At 70.4% G+C, this 12082-nt stretch carries 11 protein-coding genes; 3 read left to right on the top strand and 8 right to left on the bottom strand.

Annotated features, from left to right (window positions below; all coding sequences use genetic code 11):
* Nucleotides 1-708: ribose-phosphate pyrophosphokinase (locus ACTIFU_RS18735; protein ID WP_439579841.1), on the top strand; the 708-nt coding region annotated here is incomplete at its 5' end.
* On the opposite strand, the gene ACTIFU_RS18740 is transcribed toward ACTIFU_RS18735, so the two are convergent.
* From ACTIFU_RS18740 to ACTIFU_RS18770, 7 genes are all read right to left on the bottom strand, one after another.
* A complete protein-coding gene (locus ACTIFU_RS18740) occupies nucleotides 705-1796 on the bottom strand; it encodes an ABC transporter ATP-binding protein (RefSeq protein ID WP_439579842.1) in 1092 nt (363 codons plus the stop codon). The genes ACTIFU_RS18735 and ACTIFU_RS18740 overlap by 4 nt on opposite strands.
* Nucleotides 1797-1805: 9 nt before the next feature.
* On the bottom strand, nucleotides 1806-3548 hold the full coding sequence (locus ACTIFU_RS18745) for an ABC transporter permease (RefSeq protein ID WP_439579843.1): 1743 nt from the start codon (nucleotides 3546-3548) through the stop codon (nucleotides 1806-1808).
* Nucleotides 3549-3588: 40 nt separating this feature from the next.
* Nucleotides 3589-4572, bottom strand: a complete 984-nt coding sequence (locus tag ACTIFU_RS18750) for an ABC transporter substrate-binding protein (protein ID WP_439579844.1) — start codon at nucleotides 4570-4572, stop codon at nucleotides 3589-3591.
* Nucleotides 4573-4878: 306 nt separating this feature from the next.
* Nucleotides 4879-5841, bottom strand: a complete 963-nt coding sequence (locus ACTIFU_RS18755) for a Bug family tripartite tricarboxylate transporter substrate binding protein (RefSeq protein WP_439579845.1) — start codon at nucleotides 5839-5841, stop codon at nucleotides 4879-4881.
* Nucleotides 5842-5868: 27 nt separating this feature from the next.
* Entirely contained in the window at nucleotides 5869-7008 is a 1140-nt protein-coding gene (locus tag ACTIFU_RS18760; RefSeq protein WP_439579846.1) for a mandelate racemase/muconate lactonizing enzyme family protein, read from the bottom strand.
* 16 nt (nucleotides 7009-7024) lie between these two features.
* Entirely contained in the window at nucleotides 7025-8164 is a 1140-nt protein-coding gene (locus ACTIFU_RS18765; protein WP_439579847.1) for a mandelate racemase/muconate lactonizing enzyme family protein, read from the bottom strand.
* A 177-nt stretch (nucleotides 8165-8341) separates the two neighbouring features.
* Complete coding sequence (locus tag ACTIFU_RS18770; protein ID WP_439579848.1) at nucleotides 8342-8545, bottom strand: DUF1127 domain-containing protein; 204 nt, start codon at nucleotides 8543-8545, stop codon at nucleotides 8342-8344.
* A gap of 203 nt (nucleotides 8546-8748) precedes the next feature.
* Here ACTIFU_RS18770 and ACTIFU_RS18775 point away from each other — a divergent pair, with 203 nt between their 5' ends.
* Nucleotides 8749-9465, top strand: a complete 717-nt coding sequence (locus tag ACTIFU_RS18775; protein ID WP_439579849.1) for a response regulator — start codon at nucleotides 8749-8751, stop codon at nucleotides 9463-9465.
* Nucleotides 9458-11398, top strand: a complete 1941-nt coding sequence (locus ACTIFU_RS18780) for a PAS-domain containing protein (protein WP_439579850.1) — start codon at nucleotides 9458-9460, stop codon at nucleotides 11396-11398. The genes ACTIFU_RS18775 and ACTIFU_RS18780 overlap by 8 nt, the downstream gene beginning before the upstream one ends.
* A gap of 6 nt (nucleotides 11399-11404) precedes the next feature.
* On the opposite strand, the gene ACTIFU_RS18785 is transcribed toward ACTIFU_RS18780, so the two are convergent.
* Nucleotides 11405-11893, bottom strand: a complete 489-nt coding sequence (locus tag ACTIFU_RS18785; RefSeq protein WP_439579851.1) for a GNAT family N-acetyltransferase — start codon at nucleotides 11891-11893, stop codon at nucleotides 11405-11407.
* Nucleotides 11894-12082 lie beyond the last annotated feature (189 nt).

Raw genomic sequence — 12082 nt, forward strand, 5'->3', positions numbered from 1 at the left:
CGCGCCAGCGCAGGGCGGATCACCACGGTGATCCCTTATTTCGGCTATGCGCGGCAGGACCGGAAATCCGGTAGCCGCACGCCGATCAGCGCCAAGCTGGTGGCGAACCTGATCGTCGAGGCGGGTGCCCACCGCGTGCTGACGGTCGATCTGCACGCAGGTCAGATCCAGGGCTTCTTCGACATCCCCGTGGACAACCTGTTCGCCGCGCCGATGTTCGCCTCCGACATCAAGGCGCGCTATGCGGACAAGGACCTGATGGTGGTGAGCCCGGATGTGGGCGGCGTGGTGCGCGCGCGCGCGATCGCCACGCGGCTCAACTGCGACCTCGCGATTATCGACAAGCGGCGCGACCGCGCGGGCGTCTCCGAGGTGATGAACGTGATCGGCGACGTCGATGGTCGGCACTGTATCCTGGTGGACGACATCGTCGATTCCGCCGGCACGCTCTGCAACGCGGCCGAGGCGCTGATGAAGAACGGCGCGACCGCGGTGTCGGCCTATGTGACCCACGGGGTGTTCTCAGGCGGCGCCGTCGCGCGCGTGGCGGCAAGCCCGATCGAGATGATGACCACGACGGACAGCATTCTCGCGACCGAGGCCGTGCGCGTCAGCCACAACATCCGCCAGATCACGATCGCACCGCTGCTCGCCGAGGCGACAAGGCGCATCAGCGAGGAAACCTCCGTCTCGTCGTTGTTCTGCTAGGCCGCCCGTGCCTCGGGGCGTGATAGCGCGTCGGGTTCCAGAAGCAGCCCCTCGCTGACGACGGCGCGCACCGTCTCGCCCTCGTTCAGCCGTATGTCGTTCGGCGTCATCACGGTGATCTCGGTCTCGCCGAGCCGCACGTGGTATTCGAACCCGGAGCCGTGGAAGCTGCGCAGAACGATCGTGCCGGGAAGACCGCCGCCGTCGCCGACAAAGCGCCAGGATTCGGGGCGCGCGGCGAGCAGAACGTCGGGTCCGCGCGGCACGTGCGGCGGTGACGGCACCGTGATCGTCGCCTCGCGCCAGCGGAGGGTCACGCGCGCGCCGTTCCGGGCCTCGACGCGGCAGGGCAGGTAGGTCACGCTGCCGATGAAGTCGAGCACGAAGGCGGTGGCGGGGCGGCGGTAGATCTCCTCAGGCGGGGCGAGGTGATGGATGCGGCCCGCGCACATCACGGCGATGCGGTCCGACATCGCCAGCGCCTCGGTCTGGTCGTGTGTCACGTAGAGGATCGGCAGGCCGCTCTCGCGTTGGATCAGCTTCAGCTCGGCGCGCATCTGCTCGCGCAGCTTGGCGTCGAGATTGGACAAGGGCTCATCGAGCAGCAGCACCGAGGGCTCAAGCGCGAGCGCGCGCCCCAGGGCGACGCGCTGCTGCTGCCCGCCCGAGAGCTGGCTCGGCCGGCGCTGCTCGAGCCCGGTCATGCTGAGGATGCGCAGCACGTGTGCCACCCGCTCGGCGATGCGCGGCTGGGAAACCTTCCGGATCCGCAGCGGATAGGCGATGTTCTCGAACACCGTCATGTGTGGCCAGACCGCGTAGCTCTGGAACACCATTCCGATATTGCGCTCGTTCGGCGGTACGTCGAGCCGCTCGGCGGCGCGATACACCGGCCGGCCGGCGATCTCGATCGTCCCCGCATCCGCCGTCTCGAGCCCGGCGACGCAGCGCAGCGTCGTCGTCTTGCCGCAGCCCGATGGGCCAAGCAGCGAGAAGAACTCGCGCTCGGCGATCTCGAACGACACCTCGTCCGCTGCCACGACCTTGCCGAAGCGCTTGGTCAGGCGCTCGACCTTGACGACTCCCATCGCGATCCCTCAGCCATTGCCGCGCTCGGCCTGCCGCTCCTCGAGCCGCGTGAGCCACTGCATCAGCAGATAGAGCACCAGGATGACGGGCAGCGTCAGCACCGCAAGCGCGGAGGCGCGGCCGGAGAAGCCCGAATCCTGCATGATGAAGATCCACACGCCGATCGTCTCCGCCCCCGTGCTCCAGATCAGCACCGAGACGGTCAGTTCGTTGAAGGCGGAGATGAAGATCAACACCCAGGCCGCCACCATGCCAGGGCGGAGCAGCGGCAGGGTGATGTCCTTGAGCACGCGCAGCCGCCCGGCACCCGAGGTGAGCGCCGCCTCCTCGAGCGAGACGTGGATCTGCTGCAGCGTCGCGCGCGTGGTCTGCAGCCCGAACGCCATGTAGCGCATGATGTAGGCGATCAGCAGAATCCAGATCGTGCCGTAGAGCGTCGGACCGATCGGCGGGTTGCTCCAGGCGAGGATCATCGCCACCCCGATCACCGAGCCCGGCAGCGCGAACGGTACGATGCCGGCGATGTCGAGCCAGGATGCCGCGCGGTAGCGCACCTTCACGGTCAGATACGAGATCAGCGAGGTGGTGACGACGAGGACGAAGCCTGCCGCGGCGGCGAGGAACAGCGAGTTGACGATGCCGCGCCGTGCGGCCGGCACCGACAGCACCGAGACGTAGTGGTCGAGCGTCATGCTCGCCCACACCAGATCGGCCCCCCAGTAGCGGGTGAACGAGGTCAGCACGAGCGCGAACAGCGGCAGCACGGTGATCAGCAGCGTCGCGAGCGTCAGTCCGACGACCACCGCCCAGCGCCAGCGTCCAAGCTTCAGCACCGAAGGTGTGACCGACTTGCCGGCGATCACCGCATACTTGTCGGCCCCGCCCTCGGCGCGGCGAAGCCCGATCATCGAGACGAGCGCGAGCGCAACCAGCAGCATCGACATCGCGGTGGCAAGCGGCATGTTCGGGATGGTCAGTGCCTCGTAGATGCGGGTGGTGAGCACGTAGAACTGCGCGCGCATCCCAAGGACGGCCGGGATGCCGAAATTGTCGATCGAGGCGACGAAGGCCAGCAGTGCGCCGCCATAGACCGCCGGACGCACGAGCGGCAGGGTGATGTCGCGCATGATCCGCCAAGTGGACACGCCCGCCGTGCGCGCCGCCTCCTCCAGGCTCGGGTCCATGCGTTGCAGCGAGGCGGCGACCGTGATGAAGACGAACGGGTACTTGGTCACCGCGAGCACGAACACCACCCCGCCGGCGCTGTAGACGTTCCACGGCACCTCGAACTGGCCCGTCAGGCCCTGCCACACCTGGGTCAGCAGGCCGACCGGGCCGGCGAGCTGCACCCAGCCCATCGCCGAGAAAAGCGGCGGGATCGCGAAGGGGGCCACCAGCAGCACGCGGAACAGGGTCTTTGCCGGGATGTCCGTCCGTTGCACCAGGAACGCCGAGACGACACCGATTGCGGTCGCGAGCACGGTCGCGACCACCGACACCCAGACGGAGTTCCACGCCGCGATCCAGTTGCGCCGCAGCGCGAAGACCTGGGCGTAGTTGGCGAGGCTGAGTACGCCATCGACGATCACGCTGCGGCCGGCGATCTGGAGCAGCGGATAGACGACGGTGATGAACACGAACACCGACAGCGCCGCGAACAGGATGTGGCGATGGTCGGTCAGCACGCGCTGCCACGGCGGTGTCACGGCGAACAGGGCGGCGCCCGGAAGCGCGCGCTGACCCGCGGTCATGGGCGCCAGGCGGATCGCGGGTCAGCGCGCATTGCGCACGTCAGAACATCTGCGTGAAGCGCTCGCGCAGCGCCGGGCCGTACTCGGCGAGCCAGGCCGGATCGACCGTCAGCGAGCGGATCTCCGCCGGCGAGGGCAATCCCGGCGGCGGCGCGACATCCGTCCGCACCGGCAGGAAGTGCCGCTCGACCAGCATCTGCTGGCCTTCCTTCGAGAGGATGAAGTCGACGAACACCTTCGCCGCCTCGGGGTTGCGCGCCTTCGCGCCGATCCCGAGCGGGCTCGGCAGCGACAGCACACCGTCCTCGGGGAACACGAACGCGACCGGTGCGCCTTTCGCGGCCTCGGCGGCGATGATGTAGTCGATCCCCTTGATCACCGCGAACTCGCCCGAGGTGAGCCCGCGCGTGACGTCGCCGGTGCCGCGCACCACGCGCATGCCCTTGGCCTTCGCCTTCTCGAACCACGCCCAGCCGAGCTTCTCGTTCTGCACGAAGGCACCCAGCAGGTTGAAGTTGGTCCCGGAATGCAGCGGGCTCGCGGTGGCCGCGCGCGGGCCGAACTCCAGGAACGCCTCCCAGGTCTTCGGCACGCGGTCGGGCGGGACAAGGCGCGTGTTGTAGCCGATGCCCATGTTGTGCACGCGTCCGGCGTAGAACATCCCGTCCGGGTCGCGCAGGCCGGGGGGGATCGCCTCGGCATGCGGCGAGGCGTGGCGGGCGAGTGCGCCGCGCTCCTTCAGGTTGAGGAACAGGGCTGGGTTCGCGGCCCAGATAACGTCGGCCTGAAGGTCGCCCGCGTCGAGTTCGGCGAAGATCCGCTGCTCGAGCTGCACGCTGCCCGAGTAGAGCAGGTCGATGCGGATACCCGGGTGGCGCTTGTGGAACTCCTCGATGACCGGCTCGACCACCGTCAGCACCATCGAGGAATAGAACTTCACCGTGCCCGAGGGCTGCGCACGCGCCCTTACGACGGGCAGGGCTGCGGCTGCGGCGGTGACGGCGAGAAATTGCCTGCGCTTCATGGGGAACAGACCTCCCTTGCTGATGTCAGCGGGTCGCCCGGCGACCGTCGTCCAGGGCGATAGCCCGTCTGTCCTTTGGACGCAAACGCGGGCCGGTGGGATGACACCTCGGTTACGCCGCGCGGGCCGCCTGGCCGGGAAGGGCGCCGCGGGCCGGCGCCCCGGGGCCCCGCCCGGGGGCCAATCACGCCCCGGGGCCGCTGGGGGGCGGGGGTGGGGGGGGGGGGGGTCCCACGGGGGGGCGGGGGGGCTGGGGTCCGCGCGGGGGGGGGGGGGGGGGGGGCTCCCCCCCCCCCACGCCTCGGTTCAGTCGGCGCGGATTCCGGCCTTCTGGATCACCTCGGCCCAGCGCGCGCGGTCGGCGGCGATCGTGGCGCGGAACTCCTCCGGGCTGCCGACGACGATCTCCATGCCGGACTCGGCCATGCGGTCCTGGAACGATTTCTGCGCCGCGACCTGGCGCAGCGCCTCGTTCCAGCGCGCGACGATCGCGGGCGGCATGTTGCCGGGTCCTGCGACGCCGAACCAGTTGCGGATCTCGAAGCCCGGCACGGTCTCCTTGATCAGCGGCAGGCCGGGAAACAGCGGGGAGGCGCGCGGCGCGCCGAACGCGACCGGGCGCAGCCCGCCGCCGCGGATCTGGCCGAGGAACTCCGGCATGTTGCCGAACATGATGTCGGTGCGTCCGGCGACGATGTCGACGATCGCCGGCGCGCCACCGCGATACGGGACATGCAGCATGTCGACGCCCGCGAGCTGCTTGAACAATTCGCCCGAAAGATGCTGGCTCGTGCCGTTGCCGGCCGAGGCGTAGGTGACCCTGCCAGGGTTCGCCTTGGCGTAGGCGACGAGTTCGGAAACGGTACGGAACGGCGCCTGCGGGCTCGCGACCAGGATGTTGTAGACGTTCGCGACATTGGCGATCGGCGTCAGGTCGCGGTCGACGTCGAACGGCATCCGCACACCGGGCATCACCGGCTGCACCGCATGCATCGCCATGATCGCCAGCACGACGGTGTGCCCGTCCGGTGCGGCCTTGGCGACATGGTCGGCCGCGATCATCCCCGACGCGCCCGTGCGGTTCTCGACGATCACGCGCTGGCCGAGGATCGGGCCGACGTGCTCGGCGAGCAGTCGGCTCAGCAGGTCACAGGTGCCGCCCGCCGGGAAGCCGCAGATGAAGCGGATCTCGCGCTCCGGAAAGGCCGCCTGCGCGGGAGCGCCGATGGTGGCCGCGAGCAGACCGGCCAGAAGCACTCGTCTTGTCATGAGGTTCCTCCCTGATGTTCGCCGGGGTCACACGTAGCCGGGACCCTCGATGGCAGGATGGGCATCGAGGAACGCCTCGTCCACCTCGAGGCCGATCCCGGGCGCGTCGGGCGGCAGCACCGTGCCGTCGGCGCGGATCGACCATGGCGTGGCAACCATGCGGTCGCGGAACAGGTTGTTGCGGGAGATGTCGGCCTCGAAATAGCCCGCGTTGTCGATCGCTGCGAGCAGGTGGATCGAGGCGGCCTGGTTGATCCCCGTCATCGAGCTGTGCGGGTGGACCGGCAGCTTCCAGGCGGAGGCCATGTGGGCGATCCGTAGCGTCTCGGTGACGCCGCCGCACTTGGAGAGGTCGGGCTGGAGGATGGTCAGCACGCGATCCTCGATCAGGCGATGGAACTCGAAGCGGGTGTAGTGGTTCTCGCCGGCGGCGAGCGGCACGCGCGCGAAGGATTTCGCCTCGGCATAGCTGCGATGGTCGTGCGCGGGGAACGGCTCCTCGAGCCAGGCGACACCGAGCCGTTCCATCGCCGGCATGGCCGCGCGCGCCTCGGCGAGGCCGTAGCCGGTGTTGGCGTCGGTCAGGATGACGAGCTCGTCGCCGAATTCGCGGCGCACGGCCTCGATGCGGGCGATGTCGCGCGACGGCGTGTCGCCGACGCGCAGCTTCACTGCGCGGTAGCCGGCCTTGACCTGGGGCCGGACCTCCTCGACCAGCGCCGCCGGGTCCTGGTAGCCGAGCGCCACGCCACCCGCATAGGCCGGCACCGGCTTCACCGCGCCGCCGAGCAGCCGGCAGAGCGGCATCCCGGCCGCCTTGCCGCGGATGTCCCAGAGCGCCATGTCGATCCCGCTCATCGCCATGGCGGTGGCGGCGCCCATGCCGTGGCTGCCGAGCTGGAACCTGTAGATGCGCGCCCACACCCCGACGCAGTCGGCCGCATCCATGCCCTGGATCAGCGCGCGCAGCGTGGTGTTGACCAGCTGCGCGATCGCGCCGTGCGCGCGGCCGTGATGGCTCTCGCCCCAGCCGACGAGGCCGCTCTCGGTGACGACCTTCACCACGACGGCGTCGCGCTTCACCGCGGTGCCGATCCCGAGCGACACGCGCTCGCCCTCCGGCACCGGGAACGACACGGGCCATGCCCGCACCGAGGCGATCTTCATCCCGGATGGTCCTCCCTCAGGCGGTCTTGAAGCGCATCAGCACGTCGCGGTCCACCTCGATGCCGATCCCCGGCAGGTCGGGCACGCGCACGACCCCGTCGCGCTGGACGATCGGGTCGAACGCCAAACGGTCGCGCAGCGGGTTGGGCGTCTGCTCGAACTCGAGCATGGGTGCGATCGGCCGCCACGCCGGCGGCTGGTCCGGCAGCGCGGCAAGGAACTGCACGGTCGCGGCAAGACCGATCGCGCTGCCCCAGGCATGGGGCACGCACTCCACGCCGAACGCCGAGGCCAGGGCGGCGATCTTCAGGCACTCGCTGAACCCGCCGGCGGCGCAGAGATCGGGCTGGATGATGTCCATCGCCTTCTCGGCGACGATGTCGCGGAACCCCCAGCGGGTGAACTCGTTCTCGCCGCCCGCGACCGCCATATCGAGCGCGCGCGTCACCTCGGCATAGCCCTTGCGGTCCTCCGGGCTGATCGGCTCCTCGAACCAGAGGAGGTCGTGCGGCTCGAGCATGCGGCCGAGCCGGATCGCGTTCGGGACGCTGAAGCAATGGTTGGCATCGACCGCGAGCAGGATGTCCGGCCCGATCGTGTCGCGCACGGCCGCGACGCGCGCGGCATCCGCCTTCAGATCGCCGATCCCGATCTTCATCTTGATCGCGCGGAAACCCTGCCCGGCATAGGCATTCGCCTCCTCGACCGCCTCCTCCACCAGCCGGTCGTGATCGATGAAGTAGAGCCCCGTCGCGTAGGCGAGCAGCTCCGTGCGGTGCGCGCCGCCGATCAGCTTGTGGATCGGCTGGCCGAGCGCGCGGCCGATCACGTCCCAGAGCGCGATGTCGATCCCGGAGATCCCGGCCACCGACAGGCCCGTGAGCCCGTAGTCCTTCACCCGGTTGTAGAGGTCCTCCCAGATCGCGCCGACGTCGAAGGGGTCGCGCCCGATCACGTGCGGCGCCAGCATCGTGTCGACGACCGACTTCAGGGCCGCCGCAGGGCCGTAGCATTCGCCCCAGCCGACGATGCCCTGGTCGGTCTCGATCTCGACCAGGCAGGAGGCACGGGTGGTGTAGAGCCAGCCGCGCGCCGAGGTGAACGGCCGCTCGACCTTGCACGAGACCACGTGCGTGCGGAGTGCCGTGATGCTCACGCGGCGTCTCCGAGCTGCCCCATCCGCGCCCTCCACGCGGGTCCGGCCTGCACCGACCCTTTCGCGAGCGTCGCATTCCCCGGCCGGCCGGGTCAATCGGACCGGGCTGCGGGGCCGGCTGGGCCCGGGTCCGCTCGTGGCTCGGGCGCTCGCCCGGGTGAGCGGGAAACCGCGCGCTCAGCGCTGCATCAGCAGGCGTCTGACCGTGTGCGCGTTCGCCGGGCCGGCGAGGCCGATGTCCCGCAGCAGATGCGCGTCGAGCCGCGCCAGCGCGCTCAGCGTCCGGCGCTCGACATAGCGCCGGTGAAGCCCGGCGAGGGTGCGCCGCACCGAGCGCGCCGCCGCGCTGTACCCGGCGCCTGTGAGAGTGGTGGTCGTCATGGGGGAGGGTCCTTGGAGTGTGGTGCAGTGCCGGCGGGTCCGACACGGCCACTGTGGCGGCGCGGCGTTTCCCGCGCATGTCCGTCCCGCCGCGATCGTGTTGCGGATGTTTCCGCAACCCGGCGCCGGGACCGCGTATCGACGACCGCCTTGAACCCGGCCCCTGCCCCGGCTACACGGCAGGCCCGAACAGGAACGGAACGATGCCGGACAAGCCCAGGGTGATCGTGGTCGACGACGAGCCGGATCTGCGCGAGGCGGTCGCGGAGTATCTCGGGCAGCAGGGACTCTCGGTGCGCGCGGTCGGCGACGCCGCCGCGTTTCGCGCGGCACTGGCCGAGGCCACGCCGGACATCGCCCTGCTCGACATCAGCCTCCCGGGCGAGGACGGGCTGTCGCTCGCGCGCTTCCTGCGCGGCGCGCACGGCCAGACGGTCGGGATCATCATGGTCACCGCCGCCGGCGAGGTGGTCGATCGCGTGGTCGGGCTCGAGATCGGCGCCGACGACTACGTCGCCAAGCCGTTCGACCTGCGCGAGCTGCTGGCCCGCGTGCGGGCCACCCTGCGCAAGGTGGAGGCCGCGCGGGCCGCGATCGTGCTGCCGGCCAAGCCGGCCGAGCGCATCCCGCTCGGTCCGCTCACCGTCGACATCGCCGCGCGCAAGGTCATGGACGAAACCGGCGCTCCGATCGACCTGACGGCGATGGAGTTCGATCTCGTGCTCGCCTTCGCCGAACGGCCGGGCCGGGTGCTGACCCGCGCGCAGCTGCTCGACATCGCCCATCCCGGCGGCAGCGATCCGTTCGACCGCTCGATCGACGTGCGCATCACACGGCTGAGGCGCAAGATCGAGCGCAATGCGGCCGCGCCGGCGCTGATCCGCACGGTGCGCGGCGCCGGCTACGTGTACGATGGCTGAGCCGGACGCGACGCGCGTTCCTGCGCTCCCGGAGATCACCGAGACGCTGTTCCGCGGCGTTCTCGACCGCACGCCGGCCCGCATCGCCTATCTCGATCGCGACCGCATCCATCGCTACGTCAATCCGGAATACGCCTCGTTCATCGGCCTGCCGATCGAGGCGATCGTCGGGCACACCATCGGCGAGGTCCTGGGCGACGAGGCGGAGGCGCCGATCGACGCGCTTGGCCGGCGCGCGCTCGCCGGCGAGACGGTCCGCTGGCTCGGCTGGCTGACCTATCCGGGCGCGCGGCGGCGCTATGTCGAGCGCGTCTATCATCCGGTGCCCGGACCCGACGGCACGGTCGGAGGCTACTTCGCGATCGTGCGCGACCTCACCGACCTGAAGCAGCGCGAGGAGGAACTCGCCCGGCGCACCGCGCAACTCGAGGCGATCCTCGGCCACATCGCCGAGGGCGTGAACATTGTCGATGCGCAGGGGCGGGTGGTGCTGGCGAACGAGGGCTTTCTGCGGATGTACGGCTATCCGGCCGAACTCGCCGTGCCGGGCACGAAGCTTGCCGAGTTCGTGCGCTACCGGCTGACCCAAGGGACCTACTACACCCACGAAAACCCGGGCGAGGACCGCGAGGCACTGATCGCGCGCCGGGTCGCGGCGCTGATGTCCACCGGAAACGAAACCGTCGAGGAACAGCGGCCGGATGGCCGCACCTTCGAAGTGCGCCGCCGCCGCCTGCCGGACGGCGGACTCCTCTCCACCTATACCGATGTCACCGCGGTGCGCGAGGCCGAGCGCGAGGTGCGCACCCAGCGCGAGACGGTGCGCCAGTCCGAGCGGCTCTCGGCGCTCGGCTCGCTGCTCGCAGGTGTGGCGCATGAGCTGAACAATCCGCTGTCGATCGTGGTCGCGCACGCGACGCTGCTCGAGGACCTCGCCGGGACCGACCCGGCGCTCGCGGCGCGCACGCAGAAGATCCGCAGTGCCGCCGATCGCTGCGCGCGGATCGTGCAGACCTTTCTCGGGCTGGCGCGTCGCCGCCCGCCGGAGCGCAGGCCGCTCAGGATCAGTGAGGTGGTGGACGCGGCGTTCGACCTGGTCGGCTACACGCTCCGCAGCGCCGGCGTGACCGTGACCCGCGATCTGCCGGAGAGCCTTCCGGAGATCGCCGCGGATGCCGACCAGCTGGTGCAGGTGATGATCAACCTGCTGACCAACGCTCACCAGGCGCTGCTGACGCGCGAGCACCCGCGGCTGCTGTCCATTGCCGCGCGCGGCACCGACGAGGGTGGGATCGTGCTCACCGTGGCCGATAACGGGCCCGGGGTGTCGGCCGGGTCGCGCGAGCGGGTGTTCGATCCGTTCTTCACGACCAAGCCCGAGGGCGTCGGCACCGGGGTCGGCCTCTCGCTCTGCCGCAGCATCGTCACCGCGCATGGCGGCACGATCGCGCTCGAGGAGACGCCGGGCGGCGGTGCGACCGTCCGCATCGTGCTGCCGGCGGGTCGCGCGGCCGGCGATCGCGTGGCGGAGCCGGCCGAACCGCCGGCGCTGGTCACGCGCCGCCTGCGCACCGCGCTGGTGGTCGACGACGAGCCGGAGGTCGGGGCCGTGCTCGCGGAGATCCTGCGCGCCGACGGGATGCTGGTGGAGACGTTGTCGGACGGCGCCGGCGCGCAGGCGATGCTGGGCGATCGTGAGGTCGATCTGATCCTGACCGATCTGCGCATGCCCGGCGTGGACGGCTTGGCCCTGCACCGCTGGCTCGCCGATGCGCGCCCGGAGCTCGCGAAACGGGTGGTGTTCGTCACTGGTGACCGGATCAGCACCGCGATCGACATCGCGCTGCGCGAGACCGGCCGGCCGGTGCTGGCCAAGCCGTTTGCCCCCGCCGATGTCCGCCGCGTCGTGCGTGCGGTGGTCGGCGACGGCTGAGGGGTCTCAGGCGGCGTATTTCCACATCCGCTGGTAGCGCAGGTCGACGCCGTCGAGATCGACGATCCCGATCTCGTTCGGCACGTAGCCGAGACCCTGGTAGAAGCTCACTGCGTTCAGCGCGGCCGGCACCAGGATACGCCGCCGTCCGGTCGCGGCGATCGCGGCCTCGACCGCGCGCACGAGCTGCGCGCCGAGCCCCCTGCCGTGGCAGTCCGGATGGACGAACACCGCCCGGACGACCGCGGCCTCCGGTGGCGTGTCCAGCGGCTCCCAGCCTGCGCCCCCGATCAGCCGGCCATGCCGCTCGGCGACGAGATAGCGCCCGGTCTCGACCAGTGCGGGCATCCCGACCGCAGGGGTCCGCCACCAGGCGCCGCGCTCGGCCTCGGAGTAGCTGCGAGGATCGACCGCCGCGATCGCCGCCTGCTGGAAGGCGAGGATCGCTGGGAGATCGGGGCGGCCGGCAAGGCGGATCAGTGCGTTGTCGTTCATCGTCTCGCTCGCTTGCGGAATCGGGCCGGATGGCCGGTATGGGGGCGGAGGATCGGCGGCGGCGGTTTCAGGCGGATGTCGGGGTGCGGGGGTTTCGGTTGCAGTCGTGTCTGCTGTGCCTCGCACCGGCTGATCGTCGTTCTGTCAGGGGATCGTTTGTCCTCAACTCGACTCAATCGTGTCAGGAGG

The sequence above is a fragment of the Elioraea sp. genome, assembly GCF_051860475.1.
GTDB lineage: Bacteria > Pseudomonadota > Alphaproteobacteria > Acetobacterales > Acetobacteraceae > Elioraea.

Coding starts and splice junctions, on each gene's coding strand:
- ACTIFU_RS18740 (WP_439579842.1), bottom strand. CDS start 1,796: ATGGGAGTCGTCAAGGTCGAGCGCCTGACCAAGCGCTTCGGCAAGGTC.
- ACTIFU_RS18745 (WP_439579843.1), bottom strand. CDS start 3,548: ATGACCGCGGGTCAGCGCGCGCTTCCGGGCGCCGCCCTGTTCGCCGTG.
- ACTIFU_RS18750 (WP_439579844.1), bottom strand. CDS start 4,572: ATGAAGCGCAGGCAATTTCTCGCCGTCACCGCCGCAGCCGCAGCCCTG.
- ACTIFU_RS18755 (WP_439579845.1), bottom strand. CDS start 5,841: ATGACAAGACGAGTGCTTCTGGCCGGTCTGCTCGCGGCCACCATCGGC.
- ACTIFU_RS18760 (WP_439579846.1), bottom strand. CDS start 7,008: ATGAAGATCGCCTCGGTGCGGGCATGGCCCGTGTCGTTCCCGGTGCCG.
- ACTIFU_RS18770 (WP_439579848.1), bottom strand. CDS start 8,545: ATGACGACCACCACTCTCACAGGCGCCGGGTACAGCGCGGCGGCGCGC.
- ACTIFU_RS18775 (WP_439579849.1), top strand. CDS start 8,749: ATGCCGGACAAGCCCAGGGTGATCGTGGTCGACGACGAGCCGGATCTG.
- ACTIFU_RS18780 (WP_439579850.1), top strand. CDS start 9,458: ATGGCTGAGCCGGACGCGACGCGCGTTCCTGCGCTCCCGGAGATCACC.
- ACTIFU_RS18785 (WP_439579851.1), bottom strand. CDS start 11,893: ATGAACGACAACGCACTGATCCGCCTTGCCGGCCGCCCCGATCTCCCA.